At 61.5% G+C, this 16,630-nt stretch carries 17 protein-coding genes; 12 read left to right on the top strand and 5 right to left on the bottom strand.

All coding sequences use genetic code 11. The annotated features are described in order from the left end of the window. Positions 1 to 284 precede the first annotated feature (284 nt). Together ACEN8Q_RS02765 and ACEN8Q_RS02770 are read right to left on the bottom strand one after the other, a co-directional pair. On the bottom strand, positions 285 to 1,793 hold the full coding sequence (locus ACEN8Q_RS02765) for a sigma-54-dependent transcriptional regulator (RefSeq protein WP_413704454.1): 1,509 nt from the start codon (positions 1,791 to 1,793) through the stop codon (positions 285 to 287). 69 nt (positions 1,794 to 1,862) lie between these two features. Continuing rightward, positions 1,863 to 2,777 carry a LysR family transcriptional regulator gene (locus ACEN8Q_RS02770; protein ID WP_413426605.1) on the bottom strand — a complete coding sequence of 305 codons (915 nt, stop codon included), beginning with the start codon at positions 2,775 to 2,777 and terminating at the stop codon, positions 1,863 to 1,865. A 151-nt stretch (positions 2,778 to 2,928) separates the two neighbouring features. On the opposite strand from ACEN8Q_RS02770, the gene speB reads away from it, so the two are divergent. The 5 genes from speB (at position 2,929) to ACEN8Q_RS02795 (ending at position 9,941) form a co-directional block, all read left to right on the top strand. After that, positions 2,929 to 3,927, top strand: a complete 999-nt coding sequence (gene speB, locus ACEN8Q_RS02775) for an agmatinase (protein ID WP_413426603.1) — start codon at positions 2,929 to 2,931, stop codon at positions 3,925 to 3,927. Positions 3,928 to 3,992: 65 nt separating this feature from the next. After that, on the top strand, positions 3,993 to 5,504 hold the full coding sequence (locus ACEN8Q_RS02780) for an aldehyde dehydrogenase family protein (RefSeq protein WP_413704455.1): 1,512 nt from the start codon (positions 3,993 to 3,995) through the stop codon (positions 5,502 to 5,504). Positions 5,505 to 5,990: 486 nt separating this feature from the next. Beyond that, positions 5,991 to 7,565: a purine-cytosine permease family protein gene (locus tag ACEN8Q_RS02785; protein WP_413704456.1), complete on the top strand. Its 1,575-nt coding sequence runs from the start codon at positions 5,991 to 5,993 to the stop codon at positions 7,563 to 7,565. Positions 7,566 to 7,582: 17 nt separating this feature from the next. After that, positions 7,583 to 9,271, top strand: coding sequence for a choline dehydrogenase (betA, locus tag ACEN8Q_RS02790; RefSeq protein ID WP_413426664.1), 1,689 nt, complete (start codon positions 7,583 to 7,585; stop codon positions 9,269 to 9,271). A 211-nt stretch (positions 9,272 to 9,482) separates the two neighbouring features. Further along, complete coding sequence (locus ACEN8Q_RS02795; RefSeq protein WP_413426597.1) at positions 9,483 to 9,941, top strand: GNAT family N-acetyltransferase; 459 nt, start codon at positions 9,483 to 9,485, stop codon at positions 9,939 to 9,941. A gap of 1 nt (position 9,942) precedes the next feature. On the opposite strand, the gene ACEN8Q_RS02800 is transcribed toward ACEN8Q_RS02795, so the two are convergent. Further along, positions 9,943 to 10,260, bottom strand: coding sequence for an NIPSNAP family protein (locus tag ACEN8Q_RS02800; protein WP_413426595.1), 318 nt, complete (start codon positions 10,258 to 10,260; stop codon positions 9,943 to 9,945). Positions 10,261 to 10,476: 216 nt separating this feature from the next. On the opposite strand from ACEN8Q_RS02800, the gene ACEN8Q_RS02805 reads away from it, so the two are divergent. From ACEN8Q_RS02805 to ACEN8Q_RS02815, 3 genes are all read left to right on the top strand, one after another. Continuing rightward, positions 10,477 to 10,812, top strand: coding sequence for a hypothetical protein (locus ACEN8Q_RS02805; RefSeq protein ID WP_085718368.1), 336 nt, complete (start codon positions 10,477 to 10,479; stop codon positions 10,810 to 10,812). 188 nt (positions 10,813 to 11,000) lie between these two features. Continuing rightward, positions 11,001 to 11,663, top strand: a complete 663-nt coding sequence (locus ACEN8Q_RS02810) for an ATPase (RefSeq protein ID WP_413426593.1) — start codon at positions 11,001 to 11,003, stop codon at positions 11,661 to 11,663. A gap of 64 nt (positions 11,664 to 11,727) precedes the next feature. Next, positions 11,728 to 12,066, top strand: a complete 339-nt coding sequence (locus tag ACEN8Q_RS02815) for a hypothetical protein (protein WP_413426591.1) — start codon at positions 11,728 to 11,730, stop codon at positions 12,064 to 12,066. Between the two features lie 170 nt (positions 12,067 to 12,236). Here ACEN8Q_RS02815 and ppk2 read toward each other — a convergent pair whose 3' ends face one another. Continuing rightward, positions 12,237 to 13,154 carry a polyphosphate kinase 2 gene (gene ppk2, locus ACEN8Q_RS02820; protein WP_413426589.1) on the bottom strand — a complete coding sequence of 306 codons (918 nt, stop codon included), beginning with the start codon at positions 13,152 to 13,154 and terminating at the stop codon, positions 12,237 to 12,239. A 177-nt stretch (positions 13,155 to 13,331) separates the two neighbouring features. On the opposite strand from ppk2, the gene ACEN8Q_RS02825 reads away from it, so the two are divergent. From ACEN8Q_RS02825 to ACEN8Q_RS02840, 4 genes are all read left to right on the top strand, one after another. After that, positions 13,332 to 14,261 carry a Ppx/GppA family phosphatase gene (locus ACEN8Q_RS02825; RefSeq protein ID WP_413704457.1) on the top strand — a complete coding sequence of 310 codons (930 nt, stop codon included), beginning with the start codon at positions 13,332 to 13,334 and terminating at the stop codon, positions 14,259 to 14,261. Between the two features lie 23 nt (positions 14,262 to 14,284). Continuing rightward, positions 14,285 to 14,728: an arsenate reductase ArsC gene (locus ACEN8Q_RS02830; protein ID WP_413428282.1), complete on the top strand. Its 444-nt coding sequence runs from the start codon at positions 14,285 to 14,287 to the stop codon at positions 14,726 to 14,728. 62 nt (positions 14,729 to 14,790) lie between these two features. Next, on the top strand, positions 14,791 to 15,186 hold the full coding sequence (locus ACEN8Q_RS02835) for a DUF1801 domain-containing protein (protein WP_413428281.1): 396 nt from the start codon (positions 14,791 to 14,793) through the stop codon (positions 15,184 to 15,186). 173 nt (positions 15,187 to 15,359) lie between these two features. Beyond that, positions 15,360 to 15,749: a c-type cytochrome gene (locus ACEN8Q_RS02840; protein ID WP_413704458.1), complete on the top strand. Its 390-nt coding sequence runs from the start codon at positions 15,360 to 15,362 to the stop codon at positions 15,747 to 15,749. On the opposite strand, the gene ACEN8Q_RS02845 is transcribed toward ACEN8Q_RS02840, so the two are convergent. Then, positions 15,750 to 16,625 (bottom strand): LysR substrate-binding domain-containing protein, encoded by an 876-nt coding sequence (locus ACEN8Q_RS02845; protein ID WP_413428279.1) that lies wholly within the window; start codon positions 16,623 to 16,625, stop codon positions 15,750 to 15,752. Positions 16,626 to 16,630 lie beyond the last annotated feature (5 nt).

The following is a 16,630-nucleotide window of genomic DNA, read 5'->3' on the forward strand; positions in this document are numbered from 1 at the left end:
TCAATCACATGGAGTGATTTTGTAAGGCGCTGGAGATTTCTGCTGTATTGAAATGAATACAGGTAAACCGGGCTGTGGGGGCGGACGCCGTAATGGCGGGTGGGAAAGGTTTTGTCTTGATTTCGCTACGCTGTATCGATTTGAAGACGAAGAACCCGGCAACAACACTGATCCCCTGTGGGAGCGGGCTTGCTCGCGAATGCAGTGTGTCATTCACCGTCAATGTCGCCTGACCCACCGCTTTCGCGAGCAAGCCCGCTCCCACAATTTTGACCGAGCCAGGTTCAGGGTTTGGCGGGAATCCCGTATTTGCGCAGGCGAATCGCAATCGCGCTATGGGACGTCTGCAACCGTGCAGCGAGCAAGCGGCTGGACGGGTAGCTGCGATAAAGCTGTTCCAGCAGGTTCTTTTCAAAGTCGCCCACAGCCTCTTCCAGGCTGCCGACTTCGCCGTCGTTTTGCCGTTCAACAGCGGTGCGGGCGATGTCGAGGTCGTCGATGTCCACCAGCGGATTTTCGCAAATCGCCGCCGCGCGAAAGATCACGTTTTGCAGTTGCCGCACGTTGCCCGGCCAGCGGTTGCCGAGCAGGGCGCCGAAGGTACTCGGTGCCAGACGACACGCCGGTCGCTGGATCTGTGCACAGGCCTGTTGCATGAAGTGATTGGCCATCAACAGGATGTCGTGACCGCGCTCGCGCAACGGCGGTACTTGCAGGTTGAGCACGTTGAGGCGGTAGAACAGGTCTTCGCGAAAACGCCCTTCGGCGACCATTTTTTCCAGGTCACGGTGGGTCGCACTGAGTACCCGCACATTGACCCGCACCTCCTTGTCGCCACCCACCCGACGGAAGCAGCCATCACTCAGAAAACGCAGCAACTTGGCTTGCAAGTACGGTGACATTTCCCCGACTTCATCGAGGAACACCGTGCCCTGGTCGGCCAGTTCCAGCAGGCCGAGCTTGCCACCCCGTTGCGCGCCGGTGAAGGCGCCGGGGGCGTAGCCGAACAGCTCGCTCTCGGCCAGACTCTCCGGCAGTGCCGCGCAGTTCAGGGCCAGGAACGGCGCGTCGTGCCGTGGGCTGATGGCGTGGCAGGCGCGGGCCACCAGCTCCTTGCCGGTGCCGGTTTCACCCTGGATCAACAGCGGCGCATCGAGGGCCGCCACCCGTTGCGCACGCGCCTTGAGCGCGCGGATCGGCGGTGATTCGCCGAGCAGCGCATCGAAGCCTTCGGCATGGTCGTGGTGCAGCGCCGACAGGCGTTCACCGATGCGATTGGGTTGATACAGGGTGAGCAGGGCGCCGGCGTCGGTGATCGGCATTGCATCGAGAAGAAACGTCTGGCCACCGAGACTGACCTCGTGCATAGGCAGGCGGAAATGGTGATCGATCAAGGTGCGTTGCAAGTCGGCATCGTCGAACAGCGCGGTCAGCGATTCACCGGCCGGTTCGCGTCCGCAGAGGGCGATCAGCGCCGGGTTGGCCAGCAGCACATGTCCACGGTCATCCACCGCCAGCACCGGGTCGGAACTCGCTGCCAGCAAGGCGTCCAGTTGCAGGCGCCGGCGTTGCCCCGGAAGGATGTCGACCATGGTCACCGCTTGCACGCCGCGTACGTCGAAAAGTGCCTCTCGCAGTTCTTCGAGCACGTCGGCGCCGAGGGTCGGGGCGTCGATGTAGACGTTCGGCGGCACCATCTCGACGGCGTCCAGATTGAAACTGCGTCCACCGAGCAGGGCCAGCACTTCCTGGGTGATTCCGACGCGGTCGATGAAGGTGACGTGGATGCGCATGACGGGCCTGCAAGGTTGGCGAACTAAAATCAGTATGCCCGGCAAAATTTGAATTTGGCGAGCGTCACATCAGGGCTTGGCGGTTTTACGGGCGCTGGCGGCCAGGTCCTCAAGGAACGCCTGCAGGATCGGCGGCGGTGCCGTGCCGCGCCGGGTGATCACATCGAACGGCGACTTCAGGCGCAGGCTCGCGGGTGCCAGTTGATGCATCTCGCCGCTCTTGACCCACTGGCTGGCGAAGTGCTCGGGCAGGAAGCCCACATAGGCGCCGGAGATGATCAGGATGGCCGACGCCTCGATGTTGTCCACGGTGGCCGCCGCCTTGGTGATACCCAGGTGTTCCAGGTCGTATTGCTGCATGTAGCCACGCACGACGATGCGCCCCGCGCCGACCTCTTCGAGCAGCTCGGCGCCCTCGGCCTGGCTGCCGAACAACGGGTGTCGCCGGCCGCAATACAAGCCCAGGGCTTCCTGGTACAGCGGCGATTGCAACAGGCCCGGCACATGGATCGGGAAGTGCCCGATAGCCAGGTGCAGGCGGCCGTCGAGCACCCGTTCTTCGAGTTCTGCCGGGGTGCCGACGTACACGTTCAGGTGCACGTCATGCCCGCGGGAGACGAAGCGCTGGGTGGTGCGCGGAATCGGCGAGTCGGGGTCGGTAATCGTGGTGTCGATGATCCCCAGGTTGAGCTTGCCGCTGATGTGCTGCTTGAGCACGTCGGCGTCCATACAGAAATTCTCCACCGCCGACAGCAGGCGCTGGGTGGCTTCATGAATCGCCACGCCTTGTTCGGTCAGGCGAAAGCCACTGCGCCCGCGCTGGCAGAGTTTGACCCCGAGCCGGGTTTCCAGGTGGGTCATCTGTTCGCTGATGGTCGACTGCCCGGCATTCAACGCTGCCTGCGCGGCCGAGAAGCCGCCGCAGCGCACAATCGTGGCAAACACCCTGAGCAGTTTCAGGTCGACATCGTGCAGCTGGATCATCGGGGACCTCCGGCATGGGGATGCATCGGTAATGCCGATATGAGTATCTGATGTTTAGCATTTTTTCCACGAAAACCTGCGCCCATAGTCTTTCCAACGGCGGTCGCCTTGCAGTCCGCCAGGCCGATAACAAGAAGTGGAGAGGCTAGAAATGTCGAACAACGGTTATGAATCCGGTCGCCTGAACCTGCCATTCGTGGGTCATTGCACCTTTGGCAAATCCCCGGTGTGCACCGATTGGGATGCACTGGATGCCGACGTCGCGGTACTTGGCGTGCCCAACGACATGGGCACCCAGTGGCGCTCCGGCGCACGCTTCGGACCACGAGGGATTCGTGAAGCATCGACGCTGTTTTCCTTCGGCCATGCCGGCGCCTACGATCACGAAGATGACGTGATGTACCTCACCGCATCGGATGTGCGCATGGTCGACGTCGGTGATGCCGACATCGTCCACACCGACATGGCCACCAGCAACAAGAACACCGAATACGCCGTGCGCAAGATCCTCGATGCCGGCGTGATGCCGGTGGTGCTCGGCGGTGATCACTCGGTGCACGCGCCGGTGATCAAGGCTTTCGAAGGGCGTGGCCCGATCCACATCATTCACTTCGATGCGCACCTGGACTTCGTCGACGAGCGCCACGGTGTTCGCTACGGCCACGGCAACCCGCTGCGCCGCGCCTCGGAAATGAATCACATTGTCGGCATGACCCAGATGGGCATTCGCAACGTGTCGTCCTCCAACCGTGATGACTATGAGGCAGCCCACGAAGCCGGCTCGAAAATCCTCTCGGTGCGCGACGTGCGTCGCCTCGGCGTCGAGGGTGTGCTGGCGCTGATCCCGCAGAACATCAACTACTACATCACCATCGACATCGACGGTTTCGACCCGTCCATCGCCCCCGGCACCGGCACCCCGAGCCACGGCGGCTTCCTCTACTACGAAGTGCTGGAAATCATCCAGGCCCTGGCCAAGCGCAGCAAAGGCAACATCGTCGGCATGGACCTGGTGGAAGTGGCACCGGTCTACGACCCGACCGGCATGACCTCGATTCTCGCCGCGCAACTGCTGCTCAACAGCATCGGTTTCATCTTCCACGAGCGGGGCAAGGTGCGGGCCGCCGAGAGTGAAGCCGTTCCGGTCTGACAGCCTTTCCGATCATCGAAACCAGTGACCCGGCAGGACCTGTCTGCCGGGCAGAGAGAACAAAAATGGACACGATCGTCAAAAATTACCTGCAGAAGTTCGGCGTCAGCGAAGCCACCCAGACCTTCCTCGGCAAGGTCCAGAAAATGTTCATCGGCGGCGCCTGGGTCGAGTCCGGCAACGGCGAAACCTCCGATGTTATCGAACCCTCGACCGAAGGCCTGCTCACCCGCATTCCCATGGGTACCGTCGATGACCTGGACCGCGCCGTACAAGCCGCGCGCGCCCAGTTCGACGGCGGCGCCTGGCGTCAGGCCAAACCGGCCGAGCGCGAGCGGATGATGCAACGCCTGGCCGACCTGATCGAGCAGAACGCCGCCGAACTGGCGCAAATCGAATCGATCGACATGGGCAAGTCCGTGGCCTTTGCCAGGGACGTGGACATCCAGGGCACCGTGGATACCCTGCGTTACTTCGCCGGTTGGGCCACCAAACTGCATGGGCGTACCGTCGAGCCTTCGCTGCCGGGCAACTACCTGGCCTATACCCGCAAGGAAGCGGTGGGCGTCGTCGGCGCCATCGTGCCGTGGAACTTCCCGCTGCAGACCATGGCCTGGAAGCTCGGCGCGGCACTGGCGACTGGTTGCACAGTGGTGGTCAAGCCCGCCGAACTGACCTCGTTGTCGGCCCTGCGTTTCGCTGAACTGGTGCAGGAAGCGGGCATCCCCGACGGCGTGATCAACATCGTCACCGGGCGTGGCAGCGTGGTCGGTGCGGCCATGGCTACCCACCCCGGCATCGACAAACTGACCTTCACCGGTTCGACCCCGGTCGGCCAGACTGTCGGCCGCGCAGCGCTGGATGACATGAAGCGCCTGACCCTCGAACTCGGTGGTAAATCACCGGTCATCGTTTGCGCCGACGCCGACATCCCGGCCGCCGCCCAAGCGGTCGCCAACGGCGTGTTTTTCAACTCCGGGCAGGTATGCGACGCCGGTACGCGGGCCTATATTCATAGCAGCGTCTACGACGAATTCCTGCGTGAGCTGATCGCCTACACACGCACCCTGAAAATGGCCCCGGGCCTGGACCCGGACTGCTTCATCGGCCCGCTGGTCTCGGCCCTGCAGAAGCAGCGCGTGACCGAGTACATCGAAACCGGCAAGGCCGAAGGCGCCGAGCTGGTCTACGGCGGCCAACCGGTCGATGGCCCAGGCTTCTTCGTCGAGCCGACCATCTTCGCCCACTGCCGCAACGACATGCGCATTGTCCAGGAAGAGATCTTCGGCCCGGTGCTGGTCACCGCACCGTTCGACGATGAAGAAGAGGCACTGGCCCTGGCCAACGACTCGCCTTATGGCCTGGCTGCCGCACTGTATTCCAACGACCTCGGGAAAGTGCACAGCCTGATCCCGCGCCTCAAGGCCGGCTCGGTCTACGTCAACGCCCACGGCACCCTCGATCCGTCGATGCCGTTCGGTGGCTACAAGCAGTCCGGATTCGGCAAGGACCTGGGCGCCGAGCAGCTCGATTACCTGCTCGAAACCAAGGCGGTGTGGATCACGCTGCCAGGCTGACCCGCCCTCTGTAGGAGCGAGCTCGCTCGCGATGAACCCGGGAACACCGCGGGGTGTCAGGTTGCCAGCGTTATCGTTGACGACCATCGCGAGCAAGCTCGCTCCTACAGTCCGGTACGGTTTCAGCAACAACGCCAGGTAGGCACGAGTGTACTCAATCCCTGTAGGAGCGAGCTCGCTCGCGATGAACCCGGGAACACCGCGGGGTGTCAGGTTGCCAGCGTTATCGTTGACGACCATCGCGAGCAAGCTCGCTCCTACAGTCCGGTACGGTTTCAGCAACAACGCCAGGTAGGCACGAGTGAACTCAATCCCTGTAGGAGCGAGCTCGCTCGCGATGAACCCAGGAGCAACACGGGGTGTCAGGTTGCCAGCGTTATCGTTGGCTACCATCGCGAGCAGGCTCGCTCCTACAAATTAATCGGCACGGACGCGCGAAAAGAACGCGGTTATCTCGTCATGATCTTCCAACAATAAGAGTCCGTCATGAACACTAACGCCAAGTCCGCCACGAGCGTGTCCGCCCTCGACGAAAAATCCGTCGTCGAGGGGCATTCGATCGACTTCATCCCCGAGAACGAGCGCACCGACAAACTGTCGAGCCAGGGCCCGTTCTGGTTCCTCGGCAATTTCACCTTCTTCACCATGACCATCGGCTTCGTTGGCCCAAGCGTCGGCCTGACCGCGCTCTGGACCACGCTCGCCGGCACGCTGGGCATCATGTTCGGCACGCTGTTCATGGCGTTTCACGGCTCGCAAGGCCCGCACCTTGGCCTGCCGCAGATGATCCAGTCCCGTGCGCAGTTCGGTTATCGCGGGGTGATCCTGGTATTGCTGGCGACGCTGTTCGTGTTCGCCGGCTTCAACATCGTCAACCTGGTGCTGATGATGCAGGGGCTGCACACACTGTTCGGGTTCAACCCGGCGGTGATCGCGGTGGCGGTGACCATACCGGCGGCGGTGCTGGCGATTCTCGGCCATGACTGGATGCACCGCAGCTTCAAATGGGCGTTGTTCCTGTCGCTGCCGCTGTATGGCCTGGTGACCGTGGCAGTGTTGATGGGTTGGGTGCCGGACGCGGCCATGCCGGCGCTGGCGGCGGGTGAAGCGGCCCCGGCGCCACTGGGTTTCAACTGGACCGGTTTCATCGCGCAGTTTGCCGCAGCCGCCAGTTACAACATTGCCTATGCGCCTTATGTGTCGGACTACTCGCGCTACCTGCCAAAGAACACGTCCAGCGGCAAGTTGATCGCGGTGGTGTTCCTCGGGGCTTCACTGTCCGGTGCGTGGATGATTTCGGTAGGCGGCTGGTTGGCCGATCACCTGCACTCCACTGACGTGCTGGTCGCCCTCGGGCAAGTCGGCAACACCGTGTCGCCGCTGGTGGGCACGGCGGTGGTGGTGGTCACCATCCTGGCGTTCCTGCCGGTGATCGCGATGAACATCTACAGCGCCAAGCTGACCACGCTGACCTGCGTCGACTCGATCAGGCACATCGAACCGACGCGCAAGGCTCGCATCCTCGCCATCGGCTTCGTGATCCTGCTGCAACTGGGCGTGGCCCTGAGCATCCAGAGTTCCGGCAAAGGCCTGTCGGTGCTGGGGATCTACCTGGTGGTGATGCTGTACTTCCTGGTGCCCTGGACCTCGGTCAACCTCACCGACTACTTCTTCGTGCGCAAGGGCCGCTACGCCATCCCGCACTTCTTCATGCCCCACGGCAACATCTATGGCAGCTGGGGACTGCGCGGTATCGCCGCCTATGCCATCGGTTTTGTCTCGATGATCCCGTTCTTCTACATCTTCGATGGCGTTGAACAGCGCGAGGTGTATGTCGGCCCGCTCGCCAAGGCGCTAGGCAGCATCGACATTGCCTGGCTGGTCGGGCTGATCGTGTCGGGACTGGCGTACTACTGGCTGAGCCGCTCGATCGACCTCAAGCGCGAAGAAGCGGTTATCCAGCAGATCGAAAAGACCTCCCCGCAATACACCACCGGCGACACGCTGACCCACAAGCAGCAACCACTGCCGGTATTCACTGAATCGACGGTCGGGAGATAGTCATGACCACGCAAAAAATGGCAACGCAAAAATACGACTACATCATCATTGGCGCAGGATCGGCAGGTTGTGTGTTGGCCAACCGCCTGAGCGAAGACCCGGCCACCTCGGTGCTGGTCCTGGAATTCGGCGGCAGCGACAAGAGCGTAGTGATCCAGATGCCCAGTGCCTTCTCGATCCCGATGAACACCAAGAAGTACAACTGGCGCTACGAGACCGAGCCGGAGACTTACCTCAACGGCCGGCGCATTCACTGCCCACGGGGCAAGGTGCTGGGCGGATCGTCGTCGATCAACGGCCTGGTGTACATCCGTGGCCATGCGCTGGACTTTGATGAGTGGGAATCCCTGGGCGCTGAAGGCTGGGGCTATCGCAACTGCCTGCCGTACTTCAAGCGCGCCGAGAGCTATGAATCGGGTGGCGACAGCTACCGCGGGCAAACCGGGCCGCTGCACACCACCAACGGCAACCACATGAAAAACCCGCTGTACGGTGCCTGGGTCGAAGCCGGTGCGGAGGCGGGCTACATCAAGACCGAAGACTGCAACGGCTACATGCAGGAAGGCTTCGGTGCCATGCACATGACCGTGAAGAATGGCGTGCGCTGCTCCACCGCCAACGCGTACCTGCGCCCGGCCATGGGCCGGCCGAACCTGACGGTGATCACCCATGCGATGACGCGGCAGGTCATCCTCGAAGGCAAGCGTGCGGTCGGGGTCATGTATGACCAGGGTGGCCAGACCCATCAGGTGTATTGCAACCGCGAAGTGCTCATCTCGTCCGGGCCGATCGGCTCGCCGCACCTGCTGCAACGCTCGGGCATCGGCCCGGCGCACGTCCTGCGCAAGGCCGGGATCGGCATACGCCATGACCTGCCGGGAGTAGGGGAGAACCTGCAGGATCACGCCGAGGTGTACATCCAGTTCGGCTGCAAGGAACCGGTGACCCTCAACAGCAAGATGGACCCGCTGAGCAAACTGATGATCGGTCTGCGCTGGCTGCTGTTCAAGGACGGCCTGGGCGCCACCAACCACTTCGAGGCCGGTGGTTTCATCCGCTCCGAGAAGGGCCTGCGCTGGCCGGACATCCAGTTCCACTTCCTGCCGGCAGCGATGCGCTACGACGGCAACAAGCCGATCAAGGGCCACGGCTTCATGGTGCTTACCGGGCCGAACAAACCGAAAAGTCGCGGCTATGTGCGGGTTCGTTCGGCCGACCCGTACGAGCATCCGGAAATCCGTTTCAACTACCTGGAGCGGGAAGAGGATCGCGAAGGTTTCCGCCGCTGTATCCGCCTGACCCGCGAGATCATCGGCCAGAAAGCCATGGACCGTTTCCGCGACGGCGAAATCGCCCCGGGCGCGCAGGTGACCAGCGACGAAGACCTCGACGCCTTCGTGCGCGACAACCTGGAAAGCACCTACCATCCCTGCGGTTCGTGCCGCATGGGCGAGGACGACATGGCGGTGGTCGATTCCCAATTGCGCGTACATGGCATCGCCGGTCTGCGGGTGATCGATTCGTCGGTGTTCCCGACCGAGCCGAACGGCAACCTCAATGCACCGACCATCATGCTCGCCGAACGCGCCGCCGATCTGGTGCGTGGCGTGCAGATGTTGCCGGCGTCGGATGTACCGGTGGGGCTGGTCGAAGGCTGGGAGAGCAGCCAGCGTACTTCGCTGCCGGGGCGTAACGTGCGGGTCTGACCGCAACCCGCGATCCAATGTGGGAACTCAGTGTGGGAGCGGGCTTGCTCGCGAAAGCGGTGTGTCATTCAACATTTATGTCGACTGACACGACCTCTTCGCGAGCAAGCCCGCTCCCACAGTGGACGGCGGTGAATTCAGAAAGTTTTACCCCGCAGTTCCGTCGCCATTGCTAGTCTGTAATTCCTTGAGACCGCAATGGAGCACCCTCATGGCTATACAGGCCCTGCGCGCCGACGCATCGCATATCGACCAGATCGCCCCTTTGTTTGACGCCTACCGGATGTTCTACGAGCAGCCGTCGAACCTGGCGCAATCGCGCGCCTTCATCGCCGAGCGCATTGCCCGGGACGAATCGGTGATCTTTCTTGCCCGGGACAGCGACGGCGAAAACCTCGGCTTCGTCCAGCTGTTCCCGACCTTTTCCTCCATCGACGCGCACCGCACCTGGCTGCTGGGTGACCTGTTCACTACGCCCGCCGCCCGGGGCAAAGGCGTCGGCACATTGCTGATGAACACCGCCCGGGACTTTGCCAAGCTGGCCGGCGGCAAAGGCATGACCCTGGAAACCGCCACCGACAACTTCACCGCCCAGCGTTTGTACGAATCCCTGGGCTGGGTGCGTGACCCCGGTTACTACACCTATTGCCTGGATCTGAAAAAAGACTGAATCAGCGATCCTGTTCGCCAAATACCGGCCGCATGAATGAACGCTCGTAGCTGAGGATGAATTTCTTCTCTTCGGCATATTTGAACGCCGCGAGGCACTGCGGATCGTTCATCGACTGCTGCCGGTAATGCTCGTACGCCGCCAGGCTGGGGAAGGTAAACAAGGCGATGGCGATGTTGTTGGCGCCTTCGGACGGCAAAAAGTAGCCGTGGTGCTGGCCGCCGAATTTTTCCACCAGGGGAATCCACAATTTGCCGTAGTGCTCGAAGGCGTCGAGCTGGTAGGGATCGAGTACGTATTTCAGGTAGCAAGTGACCATTTCTCTCTCCTTGATTGAGGTGCTCAGGACCGTCGTCACTCTAATGTGCATCCGGTGCGCGGCACAGCAGCGAACGCGACTTTGACCGGTGAATTTTCGCCGGATGCCTTGGGTGGACTGTTTTTACCATGGAGACAATGTCAATAGGCCATCATTTTCGTTAGAATGCGCGCCGTCCGAGAGATGGATCCCGGGCGTTTTCCAATGGAGTCTTCAGTGAAATATCTCAGTAAAGTGGCCGCGGTAACCCTGTTCGGTCTGGTGCTTGCCGGTTGCAACAGTGCTCCCATGAATACCCAGCATTACGACAGCAGTCAGTACACCGTCCTGGGCCATAGCGAAGCGAGCGCCACTGGCCTGTTGCTGTTCGGCGTCATTCCGATCCGTCAGAACAGCCGTTTCGTGCGTGCGCAGGACGAGGCGATCAAGGCCAGGGGCGGTGACGCCATGATCAACACTCAGGTGCAGGAACGCTGGTTCTGGGCGTGGGTTCTGACCGGTTACACCACCAAAATCTCCGGCGATGTGGTCAAGCTGAAGAACGTTCAATAAGCACACGAACGTGCCCCCAGTGGCGAGGGAGCAAGCTCCCTCGCCACAAAGTGCTTGTCGCTGGTTGACGTCGGCGGCCCCGCACTATCGGTTCAGTCAATAGTCACCATCAAGAATCGCAAGTTCTGTTTTTTGTGCAAAGGCGGAAAATCGCCTGCATTGAATACGCTGCTCAAGGAACCTGCGCGATGAAAATGTTGACCCGACTGGCTGTGATTGCCCTGTTGCTGGGCAGTGTTGCATCCACCGCATCGGCCTACGCCGAGGGCGCGCGCGACTGCCATTTGCCGCCCATCACCGGGAGCCAGGGCGGGCTGCAATACGGGCAGACGGTCGGGGTGCTCTACAGCGAAAACACCCTGGAAAACCTGCAATACCTTGAGCAATACCACTCGGTCGCGGTGAACGGCGCGAAGAACGCACTGGATGCGCGGATTCGCCAGGCGTTCGTCAACAGCTCAGATCCGGACCTGGCCATCGACTGGCTGATGAGTTCGCTGCACCACACCTTCCTGTCGGTGACGGTCTACGACAACCTCGATGCCCTGGTGCAGGCCCACCCGGATGTGGTGGTGATGCTCGATACCCACAACCAATTGCTGACCCAGCGTAACGACCGGGTCGAGGCGCGTTTCGCCGCGCGGTTCTACGACGCCAATCTGCAATACATCGGCAAGGCCGAAGGCGCGGTGGAGAAACAACTGCCGTCGGTGTGGGTACACGACAAGGCCGCGCCCGAGATTGCCGCGCAAATCGAACAGCAACGCGACCTGCAACTGACTGCACTGAAACAGTTCGATGCGTCGTTGAAGGCGCTGGTAACCGCCGGATTGACCGCTACGACAAATTAATTGGCCCGGCGTCCATTGAGCGGCGGGCAACCCGAACCGTGGATTTCTTTTCAGGACCTGATTCATGCGCACTTTTTTCGCCCCAACCCTGGTATTCGCCCCGTTGCTGCTGGCCGGTTGTGCCACACCGAACGATCCGACGCTGACCTTGCAGACCAGCAAGTCGCCTGAGGAATACACCCATTGCGTGGTGCCGAAGTTGCAGCACGATGCGCTCAACCCAACGGTGTCGCAGACCCAGCGCAGCTACCGGATCGTCGTCCCGAGCAAAGTGGCGGCGGACAACGTGCTCGAAACCTACAAGGCCTCGAATGGTGGCAAGGTGTTCCTGTACGAGCGCAAGCTGCTGGCGTCGGCGTTCGTGCCGTCGACGTTCGAGCGAGCGGCGCAGGAATGTCTGTAAGCACAATTTCAGGCAAAAAAAAGCCGCCGGGAGAGGCAGCAGAAAGTTAAAGCACGCATTGGATGGCCTGAGTATGGCGCCTGGTACATGACGATTCGATGACGGATTGATGGCCTTTCATCGGGTAACCCTGCTCATCGCCAAGCAGGGCACCGCTGATTCATGAGTGTTCAGTAAATCTCCGGCACGATGATTTCCTGCGGTACCGGCACCCGCGAATAGTCTTTCTGGCGCACACGCTGCGGCAATTCGATCGTGGGCAACTCGACTTCTTCATAAGGCATCTGGCTGAGCAGGTGATGAATGCAGTTGAGTCGGGCCTTCTTCTTGTCGTCGGCCTGCACCACCCACCAGGGCGCTTCGGCGATGTGGGTGCGTTCGAGCATGATTTCCTTGGCCTTGGTATAGGCCTCCCAGCGGCGGCGCGACTCCAGGTCCATGGGGCTGAGTTTCCACTGCTTGAGCGGATCGTGAATGCGGCTGAGAAAACGCAGGTTCTGTTCCTGGTCGGAAATCGAGAACCAGTACTTGATCAGCTGGATGCCGGAGCGGGCGAGCATGCGCTCGAACTCCGGCACGGTGCGAAAGAATTCCTCGTACTGGTCGTCATTGCAGAACCCCATGACCTTTTCGACCCCGGCGCGGTTGTACCAGCTGCGGTCGAACAGCACGATTTCCCCGGCAGCGGGCAAGTGCGATACATAGCGCTGGAAATACCACTGCGTGCGTTCGCGGTCATTGGGTGCGGGCAGGGCGGCCACCCGGCAAACCCGGGGGTTGAGGCGCTGGGTGATGCGCTTGATCACGCCACCCTTGCCGGCGGCATCGCGGCCTTCGAACAAAATCACCACTTTGTGCCCGGTTTTCACCACCCAGCTCTGCAATTTCACCAGTTCGCCTTGCAGGCGAAACAGTTCGGCGAAGTAACGGCGCCGGGCTTCTTTCTCGCTGCCATCCTCGATGTGTTCATCGAACAGTGCGTCCAGGTTGTGTCCGTCTTCCGATAATTCCAGTTCCAGCTCTTCGTCACTGATATCGAGCAGCTCGCGGTGGATGCGCTGGATCAAGGTGTCCTGATTGGAAAGCATGGTGAGACACTCGCGTCATGGGTGGCACAGCCGACGTTAGTCACAGTTTGTTACGAAGTGGTGATGCCCAGCGTTGTCATCCGGGTGTCATCGAAGCAATGGCAAGATCCTCGCAATCCGTCTTGAGTCCCCGGCGGCCGCCAGCCTGCCGGCAGATGAATGTGCAAGGAACCCCGTATGAAAGACGCCCCGCTGTTTGCCGCCATCGACCTGGGCTCCAATGCGTTTCGCATGATGATTGGCCAGTCGGTGCGACGGAACCAGCAGATGGTCATCCAGGAAGTGAAGACCCTGCGTGAGCCGGTGCGTCTGGCCGAAGGCCTGCAGGGCGGGGCACTCGATGAGCTGGCGCTGGACCGGGGCTGGCAGGCGCTGGCGCGATTCGGCAAGAAATTGCGCGGTTTCGAGGCCGGGCGCGTGCGGGCGGTGGCCACCAGTGCCGTGCGCGAAGCGGACAACGCGCCGCTGTTCCTGGCCAGCGCCGAGCGCCACCTGGGCTTTCGCATCGACGTCATTTCTGGTCACGAAGAGGCGCAACTGGTCTACGCCGGCGTGGCCCACACCTTGCCGGCGCAAAGCACGCGGCTGGTGGTGGATATCGGCGGCGGCTCCACGGAAATGATCATCGGCCGTGGCGACCGGTTGCTGGTCACCGAGAGCATTGCCATCGGCAGCGGAACCTTCGGTGCGCATTACTTCCACGGCGGGCGGATCGTGGCCGAAGCGCTGCTGGAGGCCGAACGCGCAGCCACGGTGCAATTCGAACGCATTGCCCGGCGTTACCGGGCCATGGGCTGGCAGCAGGCGATCGGTTCCTCAGGCACGGCGCGGATGCTGGCCAAGGTGCTCAAGGCCAATGGCCTCAATGACGACGGTCAAAGCGGCATCACCTACGGCGGCCTGTTGCGCCTGTCGTTGCGCCTGCTGGAAGTCAAACATGTGAAACACCTGAAGTTGGCGGGTTTGCCCACCCACCGCCTGAGCATTCTGCCCGGTGGTCTGGTGGTGATGCTGGCGGCGTTCAAGGTGTTCGGGATCACGCATATGATTGCGTCTGAACCGGGTTTGCGGTTCGGCGTGCTGCACGGATTGATGAGCAAACACTGAAACCTGCCAGCCGAGGTAAACCCATGACCGACCCCCGTCGAGTGCTGTTCGTCTGTGCCAGAAACGATGTCCGCTCACCCATGGCCGAAGCCTTGCTTCGCCACACCGACCCTGCCGACTTCCAGGCTTACAGCGCCGGGCTTGAGGCCACCGAGATCGACCCGCGCACCTTCGAATCCCTTGAACACATCAATGTCGATGCCAGCGGCTTGCGCAGCAAGTCCCTCGAGGATTTCGAAGGCCAGGTGTTCGACTACGTCATCACCCTGTGCGACAAGTCCTCCGAAGAGGCCTCGCGCATGCCGTTTAGCGGTGAGGTGATCGTCTGGAGTTTCGAAGACCCGACCACCAGCGAAAGGCACGACCCGTTCCGCCATACCCTTCAGGAAATCGGCGACCGCATCAAAATGTTCGTCATGGTGAAAACCCGACACGTGGCCCAGGCGCCGTCAGTCAGCGATTCCTGAAAAGCTTCGAACACCGTCTACCCTCATCGGTCACAACCCTCATGAAGAAGGTGGAGGCGGGTATGCAAACGGAAAAGGTTGACTCAAATGAAGCCTCGGCGCTGATCGACGAGCGAATCCGCGAACTGGCCGACTGGCGCGGCGAAACCCTGGCCCGCATCCGCAGGATCATCCGCCAGGCCGACCCGCAAGTGATTGAAGAGTGGAAGTGGCGGGGCGTGCCGGTGTGGTCCCGTGCCGGCATCATTTGCACCGGCGAGACGTACAAACAAGTGGTGAAGATGACCTTCGCCAAGGGCGCTTCGCTGGACGATCCGTCGAAGCTGTTCAACGCCAGCCTTGAAGGCAATACGCGGCGTGCGATCGATATCCGCGAGGGTGAGCAAATCGATGAAAAGGCCCTGGAGGCGTTGATTCAGGCGGCAATCGAGCTCAATACATCCCGATCCAAAAAGTAAGCCAGCACACAGATCCCCTTCTGTGGGAGCGGGCTTGCTCGCGAAGAGGCCATCACCTCCAACATCGCAGGTGGCGGGTTGACCGCCTTCGCGAGCAAGCCCGCTCCCACAGGGAATGCACATCATTGCCGGTCATGTTCCAATAGCGAGCAATCGCAGACTGGAAATGGAACATGAAGAAACTCACAGCACTGACCCTCGCCTCGGCGCTCACCGCTGGTCTGTTCAGCATACCCGCCCTTGCCGCAGGCGATGCACAAGCCGGGGAGAAAGTGTTCAAGCGCCTCTGCAGCGGCTGCCATCAGATCGGCGAAGGGGCTCGCGCCTTCTTTGGCCCGCAGCTCAATGGCGTGATCGGTCGCCATTCCGCCGTGACCACGGACTACGTGTATTCCGATGCGATGAAATCAGCCAACCTGGTCTGGGACCGCGAAACCCTGATCGCCTACCTCGAAGCACCGAAGAAGGTCGTCTCCGGCACTCGCATGATTTTCTGGGGCCTCAGTGACCCGGAAAAAATCGAAGACCTGCTCGCCTACCTGCAAACCTTCCCGGCGCAATAATCACGCGGTGGCCTGCTGGTCGGCCGCCAGGTTGTCCACCAGCCACTCGGTGAAGGCCCGCGCCATCGGGATGTTCTCGCTGTCACGGTGCGTCAGCAGTGCCCAGTTCGGGCCGCGGATGGTTTGCTCCACCATCGGCTGCAACAGCCCGGTGGCCCGTGCCTGCCGACTCAGCAACTGGCTCACCAGCGCAATGCCGAGCCCGGTGCAGGCCGCGTCCAGCAGTAAACCCGGATCGGAAAAATTCAGCCCCTGATCCATCTGCCCCACATCAATTCCCGATTCCACCGCCCAGTGGCTCCAGTCCATTTCCCGCTCGCCATGCAGGGTGGTGCGCTGTTCCACGGGCACGGCCAGCAGGCTCGGGTGACACGCCGGGTAGAGGCGGTCGGCGTGCAGCACCTTGAAACTGCATTCGGCCTGGGAGCTGATGTCGTCGCGCACCGCCAGGTCGATGGTCTGGCTGGCCATGTCCGGCACTTCATTAGTGCTGAAAACCCAAAGGTCGACCTGCGGATGCTGCCGACGAAAATCCCCCAGGCGCGGCAACAACCAGTGCCGGGCAAACGCCGGGGTGGTGTTGAGCACCAGTTGATTGGGCTTCTGGTATTGCCCCAGCCGGCGAATGCCCACCGCCAGTTGCTGCAACAACGCCTGGGTGGTGCTCAGCAGATCGTGACCGGCATCGGTCAGGCTGACGCTGCGCCCGCTGCGATAGAACAGCGGTTGTTCAAGGTAAGCCTCAAGGCTACGGATCTGCTGGCTGATCGCCGATTGGGTGAGGTGCAACTCTTCGGCGGCCTTATGAAAACTGCCCAGCCGGGCGGCGGCTTCGAAGCCGCGCAGGGTGCTCAGGGGCGGCCAGTGTTTGAGCATATCGA

The sequence above is a fragment of the Pseudomonas sp. Pseusp16 genome (genome assembly GCF_047324915.1).
In the GTDB taxonomy this organism is placed as follows: domain Bacteria; phylum Pseudomonadota; class Gammaproteobacteria; order Pseudomonadales; family Pseudomonadaceae; genus Aquipseudomonas; species Aquipseudomonas fluorescens_CD.